The sequence below is a fragment of the Olivibacter domesticus genome (assembly GCF_900109575.1).
Classification (GTDB): Bacteria; Bacteroidota; Bacteroidia; order Sphingobacteriales; family Sphingobacteriaceae; genus Olivibacter; species Olivibacter domesticus.
Window position 1 is genome coordinate 1329163 of record NZ_FOAF01000001.1, and the last position, 18031, is coordinate 1347193.

Below are 18031 nucleotides of genomic sequence, written 5' to 3' on the forward strand. Positions count from 1 at the left end.
GCGACATCTCCAATTTGGCTATCGATCGTTGGTTGTAAATATGAGCGGATTCTGGTTTTCGTTATCTAACGGATCTCCAACCTTAAGTTGACTGAGGTACGCCTCTGGCAGAATATTCGGGATTCCATTGTAAACATTACCCCCGGGCATGTAAGCGCAAGTCATTGCCCCACGCCTTCCCGACGTCATATTCGCATGTGCACCATGGATGGTTAACCCATTGTGGAAGGAGCAACTGCCTGCTTTCATGGGTGCAGCCACCGACTTTGCACCGATAAAAGATGGGTAGAAGGAAAATATCGAATCCATATTTCTCCCGATTCCCGGATTTTCAAAGCCTGTTTCTTTATGTGAACCCGGAATAAAGAAAAGACAACCATTTTCTAAGGTAGCATCATCTAATGCCACCCAGATAGAAAGTGCCCTTCGATCTGAAAATGACCAAAAAGGGGTATCTAAGTGCCAGGAAGTAGCGTTCGCCCAAGGTTTCTTTATCAACGCCTGATCATGCCAAATCCGAATGCTATCTACTCCTGCCAAACGAGCTGCCATTTCGCCTATCTTTGGGTTACACATTAGCTCTTTTACTTTTCCATTAGTTTGCCAAAGGTTGATCATTTGATCGAATACTTTGCCAAAATATTCCGCATCTTCATTAATGCCGTCGTCTTCACCAACTCGCCCTTCTTTTCCCGGGATTTTCTGACCTTTCCGCTCTTTTATCGCTTCAGCAACCGCCATTCTCCATTTTTCCAGCTCCTCGTTATTGAGAAAATCTTCTATAATGACATATCCATTTTTCTGATAAAACTTAACTTGCGTTGGGGTGATTGTTGTATTCATATACTCCTTTATTTGATGGTAAATAATTGTTAACCGGTTAAACAAAAATAAATAAAGGTTTACCTTTTACGCTTTACCAAAAAACACTTTTATTTATACTTTCTGATATATATAAGAGTTAGAAATTCAAAAAGAAAAATTCAATTTGATTGGTTCATTCATCTAAATAAACAATTGCCTTTCTCCATACTTTTTGTGACAGCCACTAATAAAACGCAAATCAATACGTTACTCAAATCATTCAGCCCCTATTACAGTCTAATCTGACAAGGTAATTTCTTTTTCATTTCATCACTAATAACATCTTTTTATAATTTGCACTTTCTGAAACAATCTTTTATTTTTATGCTTAGAGAGAAACTGAATGGAGAATTACCGCAAATATCTTAGTATCAGCAGCTTCGAAAAAGACTGGGGTTTTCACGTAAACACGGTTGGTTCAGCCAAGGTTGGCCCTAATAAAAACTACCCTAATAATCGCGAGCACCCCATCGATCATTCGTTCACATGGGATAAAGGAAGAATTCTTGATGGCTACTATATTGTCTTTATCACCAAAGGTGAGGGCGTGCTGGAATCTGCTAGAACAAAAGCATCAAAAATCAAAGAGGGCACCTGTTTTTTTCTCTTTCCGGGGATCTGGCATCGCTACAAGCCCCATCCCCACTCTGGCTGGGAAGAGTACTGGGTAGGTTTCAAGGGCAGCTACCCTGATCAGTTGATGCAAAAAGGCATCTTCACACCGGAAAACCCTTTCATTGAAGTAGGTATGAATGAAGAACTTTTGTATCTATTTCATGATCTCATCAGAAGAGTGATTGCAGCCGAAGTAGGTTATAGACAAATTATCACGGGCATCACCCTACAGATATTAGGTTTGCTGAATGCCATATCTAAATATCGGATGCAAGATACTGACCATCAATCTAAGTTAATATCCAAAGCGAAATTTCTTTTACAGGAATCCATTGAAAACCCCATCAATTTAGAAGAGATGGTAAAGGAACTACCGATGGGCTATTCTAAGTTTAGGAAAAGTTTCAAAGAGATGACCGGAATATCTCCTAATCAATATCATCTTGATTTGCGTTTGGATAAAGCTAAAGAACTACTGGCGTCTACCAATTTAACCATCAATGAAATTGCCTATAAAACGGGCTTTGGTTCCATCTTTTACTTTTCGCGCTTATTTAAGAAAAAAAATGGTGTGTCTCCTAAGTGGTTCCGGATAAATGGTCTTTAATTTTTCCGATAATGATCATGCAACAAGTCTTTCATAAAACAGTTTATCTCAAACTGATCGGCCAATGGTTTACCGGTGAAGGGAGAAATGGGCATGTAAGGCGCCGGTCCAAATTCAGTGGTAAAGGTTAATAGTTTTGTGCCGATGTTGGTATTAACCGCTACTATCCGATCCCACCAGCTTAAAAAGCATTGTAATGTATCATGCCATTCCGGTGCCCGTGGATCGGGAACTTGAGGTCCCTGCGAGTACCCCACACGGGCATGAACATGCCGTGTACGCAAAATAGCTTCATTCAATATATCTTCAAAATTTTCTAACATGCTTTCCGTCACACAGGTCCAATGCGAGAAATCAGCTGTTATCTTAAGCCGGTTGCGTAAATTAAAGATGGTATTCATCATTTGAGGCGAATAACCAAGTCGTCCTCTATGCGTTTCATGGACAATGGCAATGCCTGTTTTCGTTGAAATTTCCTCTGCGATGTCTATTAGCGCAATATTTTGTTCCAATGAAAAGTAGTCTCTACCCGTATGAGAGTTGATCAGCAAAGGTTGTGGCTCAACACATTCCAATAACTTCTGGGCATAAGATGCTTTAAATTTATCGAAAGTGCTGCCATTTGCGGCATGCTGATGGGCAACCATACTCATTCCATGTTGCTGAAGAAAATCAAACAACAGATGCTTCTCCGCTTTACGCGCTGGTATCCACAAATCATACCCGTCATAACCTGCTTCCCTTACCTTTTCAAGAAACGTTCTGTATTCCAAATGTTCGTGCCCCCATAACGGACTGAAGATTTTTATATCCATTTTGAAAAATATTAGCATATGGAATGAAACCTATCTGTCGCTAAACTCCTTTCTTCAGGACTAAGCGTGTGGTTGATTTACAAATCCGATTAAGCGAAAGAAGACCCTCTTCGGATGATTGTACGTACTGAACTTGATCATCCATCCATAACTCGTACGCCGCTCCCCGCGGTAGTCCCTTAAGCGTTATTTTATATTCGCCTGGCGATGTTATACGCCAGGAAATTACGTCCTCTTTCCAGAGATCGACCACCAGATCAATGCGCTGCCCTGCCAACTCTTCTATATCCATCATTACCTCTTCCCTATTATGTGGATAAAAACGAAGGGTATTTTTGGTTTTCATCGCACCGAACGACTCATTTCCCCTGACAGAAAAGCCTTCGGATGAAAGCTGATAGTCGTCTACACGCAATTCAACCTGATAGGTCGTTCCACGAAGGATATAAGGAAATTTTGCACCATTTAATGAAGCAACCATATTCGGTTCCAAGCCCATCCTATTCCATTCGGGACGCAGGCCATAGATATCCCTATAAAGGGCGGTAATACTGGTACAGATACCGGCCAGAATATCATCACCCAAACCAAGTTGGGTAGCTCTGCTATACCGCTGTGATGAAAGCCCGTCCTTTTTGTATTGTTTAAGGATATTTCGTATATATTTTAAGGCGAGGTCCTTATCATATTTTGCATAAGCTCTCACCCCTAAGTATCCCCATGTTGGGAATATATCACCATTCTCATATTTGGGAAAAGGCCAGTTGCCATCACTTACTTCCTCCCTTTTAAACGAATCAAAACACAGGGGCCAGTGAAAAAGCTTTTCTGCTTCCGACCGTTCTTCGATCTGATCCAAGATGAAGGCTATCCGTTCCGGATCATCGCATATTCCAAACGCGATGGCCGCAAAATTTACCGGGGTCACTAGGTTGTCTCCATGCACGGAACCATCCCGATCCCTCCAATACACGTATTGTTTTTTAGCTGGCAGCCAGAACCCACCTTCTTCCACAGGTTTATTGAAGGCTTCCTTCAGCTTCTTCCCTACACCGGCATAATAATCTGCCTTTTGCGGGTTGCCCAGTGTGCGCTCGCATGCAGACCAACGTATCAGGGCTTCATATAGCTGTGCATTCACAAAGGCATTTTCAAAACTCGCCCACACGATATCCAACCAGTCGCTCGCTGTTTGCTCACCCAGCCCATTATTCATCATTTCAAAGATTCCGTTCTGATTGGAGTCGCGCTTAATCAACCAATCAAGTGCCTTTTCACAGCTGGTTTGATGGCCACGCAGCCAACCTATATCTCCATTCAATGCAAATTGTTCTCCCGTATTGATAACATAGCCTGTTTGTGAATCAACGGTGTACCCCCACTTGGCCTCGTAATAGCCCGTTTCAGTATTATAGGTGCCTGGTATTTCGTCACCGGAAACATTATGCCAGCGCGACAGCACACGTCCGTTTGGCAACATAGCTTGATCCCGCTCCTGATCTAAGGTTGCCGACATGTTTTTAACATAATTTGAATCGTTTAAGGCCATTCCGATCTGGGCAAAAAATGGTTCGTGCAGGCACTTCCAATTGGTGAGCCAGCCGTTTGCTCCAACAATGTTATTGTCGACTACACCATATCGACCTGTGGTATTCATCAGTTCGCGCACGGCCTCTGCATCAATACCCGGCAATTCACCCCTTGAATATTCTTTCAGATAATCCACATATTTTAGCGCAAGCGTTATACTGACCGTACCCTTTTTCACTTCTACCGGAGCAAAAACATCTGCTTTCTGCGCCACAAAACGACTCAAATGGTAGCGTTGTTGCAAAGGCTTTTCGCTGACTGATTGTGTGACTGCAAAAGTGCCGTTTTCACCGTGCGAATATTTCGCTGCTAGCTTTTGCCCTGCCACAACATTGCATCCTATACGCAGTGCGTCGGGCGAATGCTCATTCCAGAAGGTAACGCCACCGGTATGCACGCCATACGTGTCATTCTCTTGTTTCAGGTATTTACACCATACCATTCCTCCGTTATCAAAAATACCTCCTTTCCAGGTGGAAAGGTTCGAAAAGTTCCATTTTGGCAATGATAGTTCCTCTATTTGCGTATCCTGATCATAGGTTCTAGTAATTTCCCACACGATGCTATTGTCCTCCAATCTAAAATCCCATTTTTCATCTACACCTAAATCGGTATTGCCAAAGTGAATATTGCTTACAGTTATACCATCTGCATTTTCTGTAACACGGACTTTATGTTGTGGATTTGCTGAAGAAAAGGTCTCTTGTTGTGTACGAAATCCGGTATATGCTCCTGAATGAGCTAGCTTATTTTTACCATTTAAATCAAGCTTTTTTATGACACAGCCCCGTGCATAATCAATCATAATGGCAAGCTTGCTGTCCGGTGTGCTCAAGGTAATTGTTTTCATAGCTGGATTATGGTCAATTCCTTTAGGCTTAAAATCAATAGCATCACATACAAGCTGAAAATAAAATAAACAGGCAGAAAGGCATAAGCTGAATTTCATGAACATCAAGGTTTCTTTCGGTTATCATTAAATATAAAAGATTCTTCAAATCTATGATATATACGAAATAGATCATTTATCTGAAAAGTCTTTTTCTTTGTACTTTCTGATATTACCTTTCTGCACGCAATGCTTTATTTGTTTTCTGTGATGTTCATTTATTAGGTTAATTGATAAAGGTTACAAATGCTGAATTTATAGATCATTTTAACAAGACAAAGATATTTGTTTTGAAAAACACTAAAAATTTATTGTTTATCAATAATTATTTATTATATTTGCGACATAATTTCAGCGTAATTATGAAACGGATTTCAATAATTTTTCTTCAGGCTGTCATCGTGCTCATTGGCATGGTAGCACTTGCCATTTTGATTTGGTTTCCCCTGACTGAGGGAAGAGCCACAAACTTGGACTTGTTCAGCATTTACTTTGACTCGTTCATCTTATATGGCTTCGCAGCATCAATCGCTTTCTTTATTGCATTATACAAAGCGTTTAGATTACTTGGATACATTGGACAAAACAAAGTTTTCTCTTCAAACGCTGTAAAGACTTTAAAGAGTATAAAATATTGTGCAATTGTACTAAGTGTTTTAATTGTGTTAGGAGGGCTATACATCATGCTATTTCACAATAAAGAAGACGACCCTGCGGGTTTTCTTGCCATGTGTATCGTGACTACTTTTGTTTCTATCGTAGTTGCAACTGCTGCGGCAATATTTGAAAAACTCTTACAAAATGCGATAGATATGAAATCTGAAAATGACTTAACAATTTAAGCTATGCCAATTATTGTAAACTTAGACGTGATGATGGCAAAGCGAAAAATTTCATTGAATGAGCTTTCAGAAAGAGTTGATTTGACATTATCTAACCTTTCTATTTTAAAGACAGGGAAGGCAAAAGCAATACGCTTTAGCACCTTAGAGGCAATTTGTAAAGCATTGGACTGCCAACCTGGTGACATTTTGGAATATGTAAGTGATTAAAATACTACATTTGGTTTTAAGCATTTCAAAAGAAAGTTAGCGCTACCAAACTTGAAATAGTGGTTTAAAGAGACGGCTTGTTTATCGGAAAAACGATATGCGCATAACAATTTTACAATAAGCTCATTCAGTCCGCAATGATTTCACCGGGTTCATCAAGGCTGCTTTCAATGATCGATAGCCGACTGTCAGCGTTGCTACTACCGACGTGATCGCAACAGCCATTATGAAGATGCCAGCGCTAATATTGATCCGGTAAACAAAGTTTTCCAGCCAACTATTCATTATCCACCAAGCCACAGGTGCTGCAATCAGGAAGGCAATAAGTAACAGCCGGGCAAACTCTTTTCCGTACAACCATAGGATGTTTCTTATACTTGCTCCCAACACTTTACGTACACCAACTTCCTTGGTTTTCTGGGTGGTCATAAAAGAGACAAGACCGTACAAACCTAAGCAGCCGATTATAATCGCAATACCAGCGAAGGTCTGGATTAAAAGCAATATCCTGTAGTCCTGCTCGTAAAACCGGGCAATCTGTTCATCCAAGAAATCATATTCATAGACATGATCGGGAAAGGCCTCTTTCCAAACCGGGGCTAACGCTTCCAACGTATGTCGCAAATCGGAAGGGTTGATCTTTACAGCAATCCGATTGTACCAGTTACTTTGTGTTGTGATGCAAAGTGGATCAATACCTGTATGGAAAGATTGATTATGAAAATCCTTGACTACGCCAACGATTGTGCCTTTCGTATCATTAATTAGGGCATTCTTTCCGATCACTCCCTCGTTGGAGACTCCTAGTTTTTTTGCCAGGGTCTCGTTTATAAGATACTCACGGACAGTATCCGAAGGGTATAGGTTACGTCCCGTCAATAGTTCCAGTCCGAAAGTGGATAAATACTGCTCATCTCCCCCTCTGAAGACAACATCGTAGTTTTCCTTTTCAGTGCGGGTATCGTACACAATCTCAAAACTGCTGCTGCCCTCACTGGCCGGAGCTTGCGTGCAAAAACTCACCTTTTCTACTCCCGCTAGTCTGGAAAACTCAGAATGGAGCGTACTTAATGTCGATTTTTCATTGGTCGGTAGAGACAACGTTACGATGGCGTCTTTGGAAAACCCCATGTCTGTCTGCCGGGTAAACTGCATCTGGTACGCAACGACCAGGGTACCAATTATGAGGAGCTGGGAAATCGTAAATTGGGTTACTACCAGTCCCCTTCGCAGTGAAAATCCCCCTGCATGCCGTTGGGATATTTTTCCTTTAAGTGCAAGTACCGGCTGGAAGCCGGCTAGAATAAAACCGGGATATGCACCCGAAAGAAAAGTGATCAGAAGAAAAAATAACGGCAAAAAGAGGAGTAAATGATTATCTTGAAAAAAGTTGCTGGTGATAGGTACTTCAAACAATGATTTAACGAAAGGAAGAGTCCAATACAACAGGGTGAGAGCGAGGATCATGGCTATAAGAACAATAAGCGCGGTTTCGATTAAAAACTGCCAGAATAGCTGATTTCTGAAGCTACCCAACGTTTTCCTTATGCCGATTTCCTTGGCGCGGTTCAAGGCCTGTGCGGTAGCTAGGTTGACAAAATTTACGGATGCAGTTATTATGAGAAAAATCGCAATAAGCGACAATGCCCAAAGGTTTGTCTTGGATATCTTGCCATCGAAGTCTGGATTGAAATGGATATCCGAAAGAGGTTGGAGCCGGAACTGATATTCCTTTACATAATCACCCTCGTAATATTTATTCGAAAAAGTACGAAATGCCTCATTGACCTTGGCAGGCGAGATACCCGGCTTTAACAGAACGAAACTTTGCATTTCATCAGCATAGCTAAGCCAGTTGTCATCATTTCCGGCCCAGGGATTGTAATCTTTGAGACTGCTGAAGGATAGATAAATTTCCTGCCGTCGATCGGTATTCTCTGGGAGATCTTGCAGGATGCCGTCGATCCGGAAATCAAGCTTGTTATCAAGGCGAATGATTTTTCCGATGGGATCTGTTTCGCCGAAAAATCTTTTTGCTATCCTCTCGGTCACCAGAGCTGTTTTGGGCTCTGTTAAAACGGTGTTTTTGTTGCCTCGTGCCAAGGGGAAATCCAGGATATGAAAAAAATCTGGCTCAGCAAAAGCAATGCCTTCTTCCACCTGGAATTTCTGCTTATCTGGGGAGAGCGGAAGGGAGATCATTCGTTCCCTTCGTACAAATACCCGTGCTACTTTCTCTGCAAAAGTATAATCGTCCCTGAAGGCCTTTCCAACCGGTGGAGGACCGCCTGGGCTATACACGGTTTGCTCAAGGTGATCTTCCGTTACTATGCGGTATATCCTATCTTTTTTTGTGTGAAAGGTATCAACATTCAGGTGATGCTTTACCAAGGAAAAGATAAAGATCGTACAGGTGATCCCCAGCGTCAGGCCGAAGACATTGGTCAAGGTATAGACTTTGTTACGCTTTAGGCTTCTTATAGCGATCTTCCAGTAATTTCGTATCATTGCCGGTCAGTTTCAAACAAAGGTACAAGAACGTTGCCAGCGGTCAAAAATTGACTTCAAATGGTGTACGTGGTGATTCGTTGCTTCCGAACGTGTGCGGATTCGAACACTTTTGGCCTTAGTGTACGGATGCGGACACTCCGCTCTCAAAGAATCTTGATCAAGTATAATCAAACCAATGATAAGAAAGCTGTACTGTTAGAAACCTAATTTCTAAATTAATTTTATACTTTTAGCGGTATCAAATGTAAAACAAACAGCTATGGAGAGCGAAATTTTAAAGTTAGAAGCACAACTTATTGCAGCCATCTTAAACAGCGATTTAAAGGCACTGGATCAGTTGCTTCACGATGAGCTGATATTTGTTAATCATCTGGGAATGGTGCTTTCCAAAAAGGAGGATCTAGCCCCTCACATCAGCGGGGATTTAAAAATTACCGGGCTAGTTGCCTCAGACCAGCAGTCGCACCTATTCGGAGATACCTGCACGGTCGTGGTCACCAAAGAGATCAGTGGCATTTATCTGAACCAGGCATTTGAAAGCCGTGTCAAATTTACCAGAGTCTGGAAGTTATTTAACGGGGGCTGGAAAGTAATTACTGCAAGCAGCGTACCTTGCTGAGTGGAGTTTTCGATACCACTGATCACATTTAAAAAATCATTCCTTGATTTGCTTACAAGCTTCAGGGGTTTGCATACATGCGCGGGATTTGGTTTACCGACCTTTGAATCATGGAAATAAAACAAATTGCATTAGGTAGCCAGGGTTTGGTTGTACCGGTAATCGGCCTGGGCTGTATGGGCATGACGGGTTTTGAAGAAGCACATATGTACGGCCCTGCAGATGAGCAGGAAGCCATCGCGACGATTCACCATTCGCTTGAGTTGGGCGGTAATTTTTTGGATACTGCCGATCTGTACGGGCCGCTGAAAAACGAGCAGCTCATTGCGAAGGCAACAAGCGGTAAACGCGATCAGTATATCTTGGCCACTAAGTTCGGCTGGGAAATCGATGACAACAATAAAGTGACCTGGGCCATCAATGGTAAAAGGGACTATGTAAAGAAGTCTTTAGAGCGTTCGTTAAAGAATCTCAATGCCGATTACATCGATCTGTATTACCTACACCGCCTGGATAAAAATACGCCGATCGAGGAAACGGTTGAAGCCATGGCCGAGCTGGTTAAAGAAGGTAAAGTAGGTTATATCGGTCTGTCGGAAGTATCATCTGAAACGGTTAGGCGGGCGCATGCCGTGCACCCGATCACCGCTGTACAAAGCGAGTATTCTTTATTTGAACGAACGGTGGAAGAACGTGGGGTGTTAGCAACATTAAATGAACTGGGTATCGGGTTTGTAGCTTACTCACCGTTGGGCCGTGGGTTTTTATCGGGGCAGATCAAAAGCATTGATGACCTGCCGGAGAACGATTTCCGCAGAGCGATCCCGCGTTTCCAGGGTGAAATGTTTAATAAGAATATTGAATTGGTCAAGGCTGTTGAAGCCATGGCTGAAGCAAAGAACGTCACTTCTTCGCAGCTAGCTTTGGCCTGGATCATGAACAAGGGGATTTTACCGATTCCGGGAACGAAACGCAGAAAGTACCTGGAGCAAAACCTGGCGGCAACTACTATTGAGTTGACAGAGACGGATCTTTCACAACTGGAAAGTATCGTACCTTTGGGAACAGACACGGGCGCACCTTATGATGAGTTCAGTATGGGCTTAATTGATTAATTTTCATCCTATTATTTTCTTTTTAATGGCTGATGAGAGCTCGAGTAAATAATAATTGCCCTGTGTGTCAATTACTATTCACATCTCGGTTTCATCTATAAATTAAGTTCTCAATGGCAGATGAGAGATCGATAACCGTTTTTATATACTGTTTCAGTAAATTGTATATAAAAGGCAATTTATCTAAGTTTGTGTATGAATGCTATTAACTCCATATCAGAATTTCACCGACTGCTTTCATTGCCCGAACCTCGCCACCCGCTGGTGAGCGTGATCAATCTGGCGGAAAGTGTTTTTTTGGAAGACGATATCTGGAAAGGTTTCGTTAACCGCTTTTATTGCGTGGCGCTCAAACGCGAAGCCAAAGGCAAGATCAGGTACGGCCAGCAGCATTATGATTACGATAAAGGGGTATTGAGTTTTACCGCGCCTAACCAGGTGCAACAACTGGACCTGCAACATATGGAATGCGGGTCTGGTTATCTCCTGATCTTTCACCCAGACTTCCTGTTACAGCATACGCTGGCGAACAGCATTCATCACTACGGTTTTTTTGATTACGCGGTTAACGAAGCGCTGCACCTGTCGGCCGAGGAAGAAGATGACCTGATCATGATCCTCGATAAAATTGATAAAGAGTGCCAGCATATCGATAAGCATACCCAGGAGATCATTCTGACGCAGATAGAGAGTCTGCTAAAATACTCCAACCGTTTTTATGAGCGGCAGTTTTTGACCCGCAAGAATAATAATATAGCGCTGCTGGCCAGGTTCGAGCAGTTGATCGATAGCTACTACAACAGCGACGTCCAGGGTTTGCTCACGGTACAATATATTGCTGCGCAGATGAACCTGTCGCCGAACTACCTGAGTGACCTGCTTCGGGTTCATACCGGGCAAAACACACAGCAGCATATTCATGAGAAACTGATTGAGAAAGCTAAAGAAAAACTTTCCACGACCAGTCTTTCGGTCAGCCAGATTGCCTATGCATTGGGTTTTGAGCATGCGCAATCCTTTAGCACGCTTTTCAAAAAGAAGACGAATTTATCACCACAGGAATTTCGTCAGGCTTTTAACTGATTACTGGAGACAAACTCTGTCCGGCAGATATTCTTCGCAGCTCCCGACCCATCTATGTGCAAGTTTAACGTAAAGTTTGACATATAACAGCAAATGCTTATCTTTGTATTAACAGTACACGCCGCGCTATCCATCAGAACAGCGTCCCAGGGCGTGTCTTTTGCTTTATAGACCCCGATAACTAATGTATGATAAGAAAGCCTTTACCATTAAGCAACAAATAGAACAATTAATCGAACGAGGTTTAATCATCACCGAAACAGGCAATATCGCGCATTTTTTATCTCTTATCAGTTATTACAGATTGGCTGGTTATTGGCGGCCTATACTTTTCTTACCCCGAACGCACGTTAATAAAAATTTGAATGAGGTTAAAAACTTTTGATGCGTCATCATTAACACCGACGGAAATGCAAAGTTATTTGCACTATGCCATTGCACCCCGGCCAATATGTTTTGCATCCACTATTGATAAAAACGGCAAGGTTAATTTAAGTCCGTTTAGTTTTTTTAATGTGTTTAGCATCAATCCACCGATATGCGTTTTTTCGCCGACAAGCAGGGCGCGGGATAACACCACTAAGCATACACTTGAAAACGTTCTGGAAATACCTGAATGTGTGATTAATATTGTGAACTATGATATGGTTCAACAGACCTATTTAACTAGTATAGATTATCCAAGAGGAATAAATGAGTTTTCGAAAGCAGGGTTTACTGAATTGGCTTCGGAGACGGTAAAGCCACCCAGGGTAGCGGAATCGACCGTTCAATTGGAATGTGTAGTAAATGATGTGATATCGTTAGGGAAAAACGGAGGAGCGGGTAATTTGGTTATTGCCGAGGTGAAACGAATTCATATCAATGAAGAAATTTTGGATGCTAATGGCAAAATAGACGCTCATAAAATAGATCTGGTGGCTCGTTTAGGCGGTGATTGGTACTGTAGAATAACCGGCAATAATTTATTTAAAATTGCCAAACCAACAGATTATGCTGGAATAGGTATGGGCGTAGACGCTTTCCCGAAAGAGGTTAAAAACTCTACGGTATTAACTGGAAATAATTTGGGGCTATTGGGGCTTGTTAAAACGCTACCATCCGATGAGGAGGTTGAAGCCTTTAGCAAAACGGATGAAATGAAAGAACTGCTTGATGCTACCATCGACAGCCACAACCGCACCTTACGCCTACATTTAAAAGCCAAGCATTTGTTAGATAACGGCCGTGTAATGGATGCCTGGAAAGTGTTGTTGATGTAACAGATCATCCTACTGCAACTGCAGCTCAGCATCTACGATAATAAAAACTTTATCACCTACCAATTTTGCAGGAAACTTGCTACCTATTTCGAAATCAGAACGACTTATCATACCGGTAACCTGAAAACCCGCCGTTCTTTTTTTCGTCACTGAATTGGTTATTGTCCCATTGTGTACCATCTCCACCGTAACCTGTTTGGTTACATTGTGCATCGTTAACATTCCAGTAACGGAATATTTATTTTCATCGATTCTTGATATCGATTTACTTTTAAACTGAATAGTTGGATAGTTTTCAACATCAAAGAAGTCCTTATCTTTTAGATGCTTGTCACGTGCCTCTATCTCGGTATCAATTGAGCCAGTTTCAGCCCTTAATTCTATTACGGCATCACTAAAATCTGGCTTCGCTGTTTTAACGTCTATTTCAAAGTCTTTAAAGATACCGTTGACCTCTGAAATCTGCATATGCTCAACCCTAAAGCCCAATCTTGAATGCTCTGGGTCGCTTTTCCAATTTTGTGCCGTAGCGTACAGCGTTGTAATCGCAAGAAAAAAAGTTAATTTAAATGTTTTCATATATAGAATTTTGTTTTGTCAAACAGTGCCAATCAAAATTGGCACTGTTTGACAGAAAAGTTGGCAAAGAGGGTCTCTAAATCATAAACTTTAATCCTTGTTATTATAAAACCCGCCATAATATTTGAATGGCGACCATACGGGAAGTGTTTCAGGTAATTTCGGAGACAGGCTTTTATACTCGTCTGCGCCAAAAACCACCCTGCCGTCTACGACTGTCAATAAGGAGGAGATTGTTTTTATTTCATCATCCGGTATCGTAAAATAATCTTTATTAAGCAAGACGAAATCTGCGAAATGACCCGGAATGATTTTTCCCATTTCACGCTCTTGATCTTCAATCCAGGTTGGCGCGACTGTAAATAATTTTAATGCTTCTTCCCTTGTTAACCGATTATTTTTTGCCAGTACTTCAGTGCCCGACACGGATTTTCCTGTAATCATCCAACTTATGCCAATCCATGGATTAAAGGAAGCGACCCTAAATGCGTCCGTGGTTATCGTAAGCGGAACACCGCTGTCATACAACTCACGTAATCTCGGGGTTTGTGATGCTTTCTCCGCCCCATAGGTTTTTACAAAAGCTTCGCCGTGCATGGCCAGTTTTGTATCTAACGCGATACCACCGCCTAGTTTTTTTATTCTGGCAGCATTCTCCAGAGATATCGTTTCGGCATGTTCAATACTCCAGCGTAAACCGTCTAATGGTGTCTTTTTGTTTATAGCTTCGAGTTCGTCGAGAAAGGGAGTAATATTTTCATCGTAGCTAATGTGCATGCGAAAAGGAATTCCTTTCTCAACAAGCTTGGTAATATCCTCTTTAATGTAACGGCGCATTATTTCCTTATCGATAACTACTGCTGGCCTGTCGAAATTTTCATGGTCATGTAGTTCCATTCTAAGCAACTCGCCGGCACCTTCATATTCATGACCATGTGCCATAGTTGGGTGCAGATTCTCTCCCGGACTGATTGGGGATTTCTTGGTTACCGCGTTAATTTCTGCATCTACCAAACTGGCGCTGTTCGTATCGCCATATTGAAGGTCAATGAATGGCATCCTTATGTTTAGACGATTTTCCTTCGCCAGTTGTTGTATTTGAGTATGTCCGTGAGGATGGCCGATCAAAGAGGCCCCATCGACAGCTGAAGTGACTCCAAAACGGTTCAGACTATTTATCGTATTTGCAATTGAACTAAGCTGTTCGTCATTTGAAGGCTGTGGCACCATCGCTTCCAATGAGATAAACGTAAATGTATATCCATCTACGACCCCTGTATAATTTCCTTTCTCGTCCTTTTCGAATACCGTACCCGGCAATGCTGGAAAACGATCGGTACCTACTCCAAAAGCTTTCATAGCCATTTCATTTAAAAATGCTCGGTTATAAGCATACTGCACAATCGCGGGTCTGTTCGGAACTGCCTTCCGGATTTCTTCGATGGTGGGTAATCGTTGTTCTTTAAACTGGTACGGCGACCAACCACCGATCACTTTTACCCACTGGCCCTCAGGAGTTCGTTTTGCCTGCTCACTTAACATTTCCAATGCACGCTTCAGTGTCGGTACGCCCTCCCATCTGACATTGTAATTGTAACTCCTTTCATTCAGTATATGGATGTGGGCATCATTGATACCCGGTATCAAACGCTTACCTCCTGCATCAATGAGCTTGGTGCTGTTGTCTTTCAATTTTAATATCTCGACATCTGTGCCTACAGCATAAATTTTACTTCGTTTTATTGCAAGTGCAGAAGCTTCGGGCTTGGTTAGGCTTCCGGTAGTAATTTTTGCATTAAACACGATCATATCGGCACCGATCAATTGTTCAGTGGATTGTGCTCTACTATGTACAATACTGATTATAGCTATTGCTAGAACGATTAGTCTTCTCATATTTTACTATTAAAATTAATTTTTGTTGTCCTGTAATCCATTAAAAGGCACTCGGATATTTAATTCAAAGTTAATTTTCCTCAAAATGTTGGAAGATGACATTTGCCGGAAAATTCAATCGACAAATATCTACGTATCAGGAATGACAGCCGGTTTGGTAAGTTGATGTCGTTTGTTTTAATATGCTAATTTTTGAGTTTAATAAATCAATAACCATAAACTTAGCAGTGGCTGCTACTGCGATTGTAATAAGGACTAAACCGAAGTAATGGCAAAATCCTAGATCGAAAATAGTACATCTGTGATACCCGATGAAATGGTCGTCAGTAAAATATATCTCATTCGAGAACAGAATTAATGCTGTAGGGTGCGTAACAGACGATAAAAAGATTTTATTAACAATTGTTATCGTTTGGTGGCTAAGATCCTTCTCAATTTTACATTGTAACTGAACAGTAAAAATGAGAACAGTAATTGTATATAACCATCCTTATGAAGGAAGCTACTGCAACGCCATACTTGGTGTAGTAACCAATGGGCTTCGAAAAGCCAATCACGAAATTGACCTGATACACCTTGACCGGGATGAATTTAACCCAAGAATGTCTGCGGAAGATTTAAAAGCCTTTGTAGCACATCAACCCATAGACCCGCAAGTAATCGATTACTGCGAAAGATTAAAAAAGGCAGACCATCTGATTTTTATTTTTCCGATCTGGTGGGACATTATGCCGGCTACAACCAAAGGATTTATAGACAGGGTATTATCTCCAGGTGTTGTGTATGACCATCACCCAAGGGGTTTCGGACTCGTTCCGCTTTTAAAAAATCTAAAAAGTGTTACCCTCGTTACCACAATGAACAAACCAAAAATAATGTATTCGCTACTCATTGGAAATTTGATTCGGAAAGTGATGCTTAGAAGCGTTTTCAAAACGATGGGATATAAGAACCTAAATTGGATTAGTTATAATATGGTCAAATCAGTTACTCACGAAAAGAGAGTAAGATGGTTAAATGATTTAGAAGAAAGATTTACAGATTTTAAATAGACATTAATAACAAAAAATAATTTAAAAAACATGAAACTAGACCGAAAATATGTAACACCATTCATCTCTTTGCTATTTGTAGTCTTAGCTATTACAGGGATTTTTATGTTATTCCATCTATTTGATGGATATACTGAAGTTGCACATGAATTAATTGGAATTGGATTTGTACTTGCCGCAATTTTACACATTACACTAAATTGGAAAGGCTTAAAAGTACATTTTATGAAACAAGTATTTATGCCAGCAACCATTGCTGTAACAGCATTAACGTTAACTTTTGTTTATTTAGAACGAAAGCAACTCCCATTAGATATTGTTATTGTTGACAAAACATTTAAAGCGCCTTTAAAAGAATCATGCAAAATTCTGAACATAGACTATCTGATAGCAATCAAAAAGTTAGAAGAAAAGGGGTATAAAATAAGCGACATAAAAACGCTTGAGGATATTTGGAAAAAAAATGAAACAGATCCACAGGAAGTTATTGAATTACTAATGGATTAAACTTTTTGAAATCAACAATGGATAGAGACTGTTCATTCTGACTTAAAAAACAGTCGTTTTGGCTACATCTGTTTTTTGACAGCGTTGCACTTTTGTATCAACAAAAAAAGACAGCATATGAATATCGTTTTAACAGGCTCATTGGGCAACATCAGCAAACCACTTGCAATAGCATTGATTGCAAAAGGACATTTGGTAACGGTTATCAGCAGTAAAGCCGACAAACAAAAAGAAATTGAATCCATTGGTGCAAAAGCAGCAATCGGCTCATTAGAAGACATTAATTTTCTAACAACAGCTTTTGCACATGCGGACGCTGTGTATTGTATGATACCTTTCAACTTTATGGAAGAAAACCAAGCGGCTTATTTCAAAAAAATTGAAACTAATTATGTGCAAGCGGTCAAGCAAAACAAGATTGAAAAAGTTGTATTTCTAACCGGTTGGGCGGCTGATACTGGTGACTCTCTGTTGCTTAACCAGTTGTCAGACAGAACGGTCATCGAACTACGTCCCGGTTCTTTTTACACTAATTTTTACAATGATATTAAAACCATAAAAGAGCATGGTGCACTAATGGCCGGCTATGGTGGGAATGATAAAATCGCATTTGTTTCGCCAAATGATATTGCTGAGGTGGCTTTTGAAGAACTGAATACCCCGTTTCAAGGAAAAAAATCCCGCTATGTGGCAAGCGAAGAATTGACCTGTGATGAAGCAGCAAAAATTTTAGGCCAAGCCATTGGCAAGCCCGAGCTGAAATGGATAGCGCTACCTGAAGAGCAACTGTTAAACGGTTTAATTCAATCGGGCTTTCCACAGCAGCTTGCACATGATTTCGTGAAAATGCAGGCGGAGACACATAGCGGAAAAACATTTGAGAATTATATGAAACACCGACCTGAACTGGGAAAGACAAAATTGAAAGCGTTTGCAAAGGAATTTGCAAAAGTATACAATGAACAATAATTATCT

General features: G+C 41.1%; 16 protein-coding genes. 10 read left to right on the forward strand and 6 right to left on the reverse strand.

Annotated features, from left to right (window positions below; genetic code table 11):
• Window positions 1-18: 18 nt before the first annotated feature.
• A complete protein-coding gene (locus BMY50_RS05675; RefSeq protein WP_093319987.1) occupies window positions 19-843 on the reverse strand; it encodes a phytanoyl-CoA dioxygenase family protein in 825 nt (274 codons plus the stop codon).
• Window positions 844-1207: 364 nt separating this feature from the next.
• On the opposite strand from BMY50_RS05675, the gene BMY50_RS05680 reads away from it, so the two are divergent.
• A complete protein-coding gene (locus tag BMY50_RS05680; RefSeq protein WP_093319991.1) occupies window positions 1208-2086 on the forward strand; it encodes an AraC family transcriptional regulator in 879 nt (292 codons plus the stop codon).
• Here the strand turns inward: BMY50_RS05680 and BMY50_RS05685 are convergent.
• Together BMY50_RS05685 and BMY50_RS05690 are read right to left on the reverse strand one after the other, a co-directional pair.
• Window positions 2083-2901 carry an apurinic/apyrimidinic endonuclease family protein gene (locus BMY50_RS05685; protein ID WP_093319995.1) on the reverse strand — a complete coding sequence of 273 codons (819 nt, stop codon included), beginning with the start codon at window positions 2899-2901 and terminating at the stop codon, window positions 2083-2085. The two genes, BMY50_RS05680 and BMY50_RS05685, sit on opposite strands and share 4 nt — an antisense overlap.
• Before the next feature lie 40 nt (window positions 2902-2941).
• Window positions 2942-5440, reverse strand: coding sequence for a glucosidase family protein (locus tag BMY50_RS05690; protein ID WP_093319998.1), 2499 nt, complete (start codon window positions 5438-5440; stop codon window positions 2942-2944).
• Window positions 5441-5742: 302 nt separating this feature from the next.
• On the opposite strand from BMY50_RS05690, the gene BMY50_RS05695 reads away from it, so the two are divergent.
• Window positions 5743-6222: a DUF2975 domain-containing protein gene (locus BMY50_RS05695; protein WP_093323622.1), complete on the forward strand. Its 480-nt coding sequence runs from the start codon at window positions 5743-5745 to the stop codon at window positions 6220-6222.
• Window positions 6223-6225: 3 nt separating this feature from the next.
• Window positions 6226-6432, forward strand: a complete 207-nt coding sequence (locus BMY50_RS05700) for a helix-turn-helix domain-containing protein (protein ID WP_093320002.1) — start codon at window positions 6226-6228, stop codon at window positions 6430-6432.
• Between the two features lie 123 nt (window positions 6433-6555).
• Here the strand turns inward: BMY50_RS05700 and BMY50_RS05705 are convergent, their stop codons facing one another.
• Window positions 6556-8940: an ABC transporter permease gene (locus tag BMY50_RS05705; protein WP_093320005.1), complete on the reverse strand. Its 2385-nt coding sequence runs from the start codon at window positions 8938-8940 to the stop codon at window positions 6556-6558.
• Window positions 8941-9202: 262 nt separating this feature from the next.
• Between BMY50_RS05705 and BMY50_RS05710 the strand changes: the two genes are divergently transcribed.
• From BMY50_RS05710 to BMY50_RS05730, 4 genes are all read left to right on the forward strand, one after another.
• Window positions 9203-9562 carry a nuclear transport factor 2 family protein gene (locus BMY50_RS05710; RefSeq protein WP_093320009.1) on the forward strand — a complete coding sequence of 120 codons (360 nt, stop codon included), beginning with the start codon at window positions 9203-9205 and terminating at the stop codon, window positions 9560-9562.
• 110 nt (window positions 9563-9672) lie between these two features.
• The gene (locus BMY50_RS05715) at window positions 9673-10677 is read left to right on the forward strand and encodes an aldo/keto reductase (RefSeq protein WP_093320013.1); all 1005 of its coding nucleotides are present in this window, start codon (window positions 9673-9675) and stop codon (window positions 10675-10677) included.
• A 195-nt stretch (window positions 10678-10872) separates the two neighbouring features.
• Window positions 10873-11760 carry a helix-turn-helix domain-containing protein gene (locus BMY50_RS05720; protein WP_093320017.1) on the forward strand — a complete coding sequence of 296 codons (888 nt, stop codon included), beginning with the start codon at window positions 10873-10875 and terminating at the stop codon, window positions 11758-11760.
• A gap of 365 nt (window positions 11761-12125) precedes the next feature.
• Window positions 12126-13022 carry a flavin reductase family protein gene (locus BMY50_RS05730; RefSeq protein ID WP_093320026.1) on the forward strand — a complete coding sequence of 299 codons (897 nt, stop codon included), beginning with the start codon at window positions 12126-12128 and terminating at the stop codon, window positions 13020-13022.
• 9 nt (window positions 13023-13031) lie between these two features.
• Here BMY50_RS05730 and BMY50_RS05735 read toward each other — a convergent pair whose 3' ends face one another.
• Window positions 13032-13601 carry a YceI family protein gene (locus tag BMY50_RS05735; protein ID WP_093320030.1) on the reverse strand — a complete coding sequence of 190 codons (570 nt, stop codon included), beginning with the start codon at window positions 13599-13601 and terminating at the stop codon, window positions 13032-13034.
• A 90-nt stretch (window positions 13602-13691) separates the two neighbouring features.
• Complete coding sequence (locus BMY50_RS05740; RefSeq protein ID WP_093320033.1) at window positions 13692-15497, reverse strand: amidohydrolase; 1806 nt, start codon at window positions 15495-15497, stop codon at window positions 13692-13694.
• Window positions 15498-15958: 461 nt separating this feature from the next.
• On the opposite strand from BMY50_RS05740, the gene BMY50_RS05745 reads away from it, so the two are divergent.
• From BMY50_RS05745 to BMY50_RS05755, 3 genes are all read left to right on the forward strand, one after another.
• A complete protein-coding gene (locus tag BMY50_RS05745; protein WP_093320036.1) occupies window positions 15959-16549 on the forward strand; it encodes an NAD(P)H-dependent oxidoreductase in 591 nt (196 codons plus the stop codon).
• Window positions 16550-16579: 30 nt separating this feature from the next.
• Entirely contained in the window at window positions 16580-17056 is a 477-nt protein-coding gene (locus BMY50_RS05750) for a DUF4405 domain-containing protein (protein WP_093320039.1), read from the forward strand.
• Window positions 17057-17173: 117 nt separating this feature from the next.
• Window positions 17174-18025: an NAD(P)H-binding protein gene (locus BMY50_RS05755; RefSeq protein ID WP_093320041.1), complete on the forward strand. Its 852-nt coding sequence runs from the start codon at window positions 17174-17176 to the stop codon at window positions 18023-18025.
• The last annotated feature ends 6 nt before the right edge of the window (window positions 18026-18031 follow it).

Coding starts and splice junctions, on each gene's coding strand:
- BMY50_RS05675 (WP_093319987.1), bottom strand. CDS start 843: ATGAATACAACAATCACCCCAACGCAAGTTAAGTTTTATCAGAAAAAT.
- BMY50_RS05680 (WP_093319991.1), top strand. CDS start 1,208: ATGGAGAATTACCGCAAATATCTTAGTATCAGCAGCTTCGAAAAAGAC.
- BMY50_RS05685 (WP_093319995.1), bottom strand. CDS start 2,901: ATGGATATAAAAATCTTCAGTCCGTTATGGGGGCACGAACATTTGGAA.
- BMY50_RS05690 (WP_093319998.1), bottom strand. CDS start 5,440: ATGAAATTCAGCTTATGCCTTTCTGCCTGTTTATTTTATTTTCAGCTT.
- BMY50_RS05695 (WP_093323622.1), top strand. CDS start 5,743: ATGAAACGGATTTCAATAATTTTTCTTCAGGCTGTCATCGTGCTCATT.
- BMY50_RS05700 (WP_093320002.1), top strand. CDS start 6,226: ATGCCAATTATTGTAAACTTAGACGTGATGATGGCAAAGCGAAAAATT.
- BMY50_RS05705 (WP_093320005.1), bottom strand. CDS start 8,940: ATGATACGAAATTACTGGAAGATCGCTATAAGAAGCCTAAAGCGTAAC.
- BMY50_RS05710 (WP_093320009.1), top strand. CDS start 9,203: ATGGAGAGCGAAATTTTAAAGTTAGAAGCACAACTTATTGCAGCCATC.
- BMY50_RS05715 (WP_093320013.1), top strand. CDS start 9,673: ATGGAAATAAAACAAATTGCATTAGGTAGCCAGGGTTTGGTTGTACCG.
- BMY50_RS05720 (WP_093320017.1), top strand. CDS start 10,873: ATGAATGCTATTAACTCCATATCAGAATTTCACCGACTGCTTTCATTG.
- BMY50_RS05730 (WP_093320026.1), top strand. CDS start 12,126: ATGAGGTTAAAAACTTTTGATGCGTCATCATTAACACCGACGGAAATG.
- BMY50_RS05735 (WP_093320030.1), bottom strand. CDS start 13,601: ATGAAAACATTTAAATTAACTTTTTTTCTTGCGATTACAACGCTGTAC.
- BMY50_RS05740 (WP_093320033.1), bottom strand. CDS start 15,497: ATGAGAAGACTAATCGTTCTAGCAATAGCTATAATCAGTATTGTACAT.
- BMY50_RS05745 (WP_093320036.1), top strand. CDS start 15,959: ATGAGAACAGTAATTGTATATAACCATCCTTATGAAGGAAGCTACTGC.
- BMY50_RS05750 (WP_093320039.1), top strand. CDS start 16,580: ATGAAACTAGACCGAAAATATGTAACACCATTCATCTCTTTGCTATTT.
- BMY50_RS05755 (WP_093320041.1), top strand. CDS start 17,174: ATGAATATCGTTTTAACAGGCTCATTGGGCAACATCAGCAAACCACTT.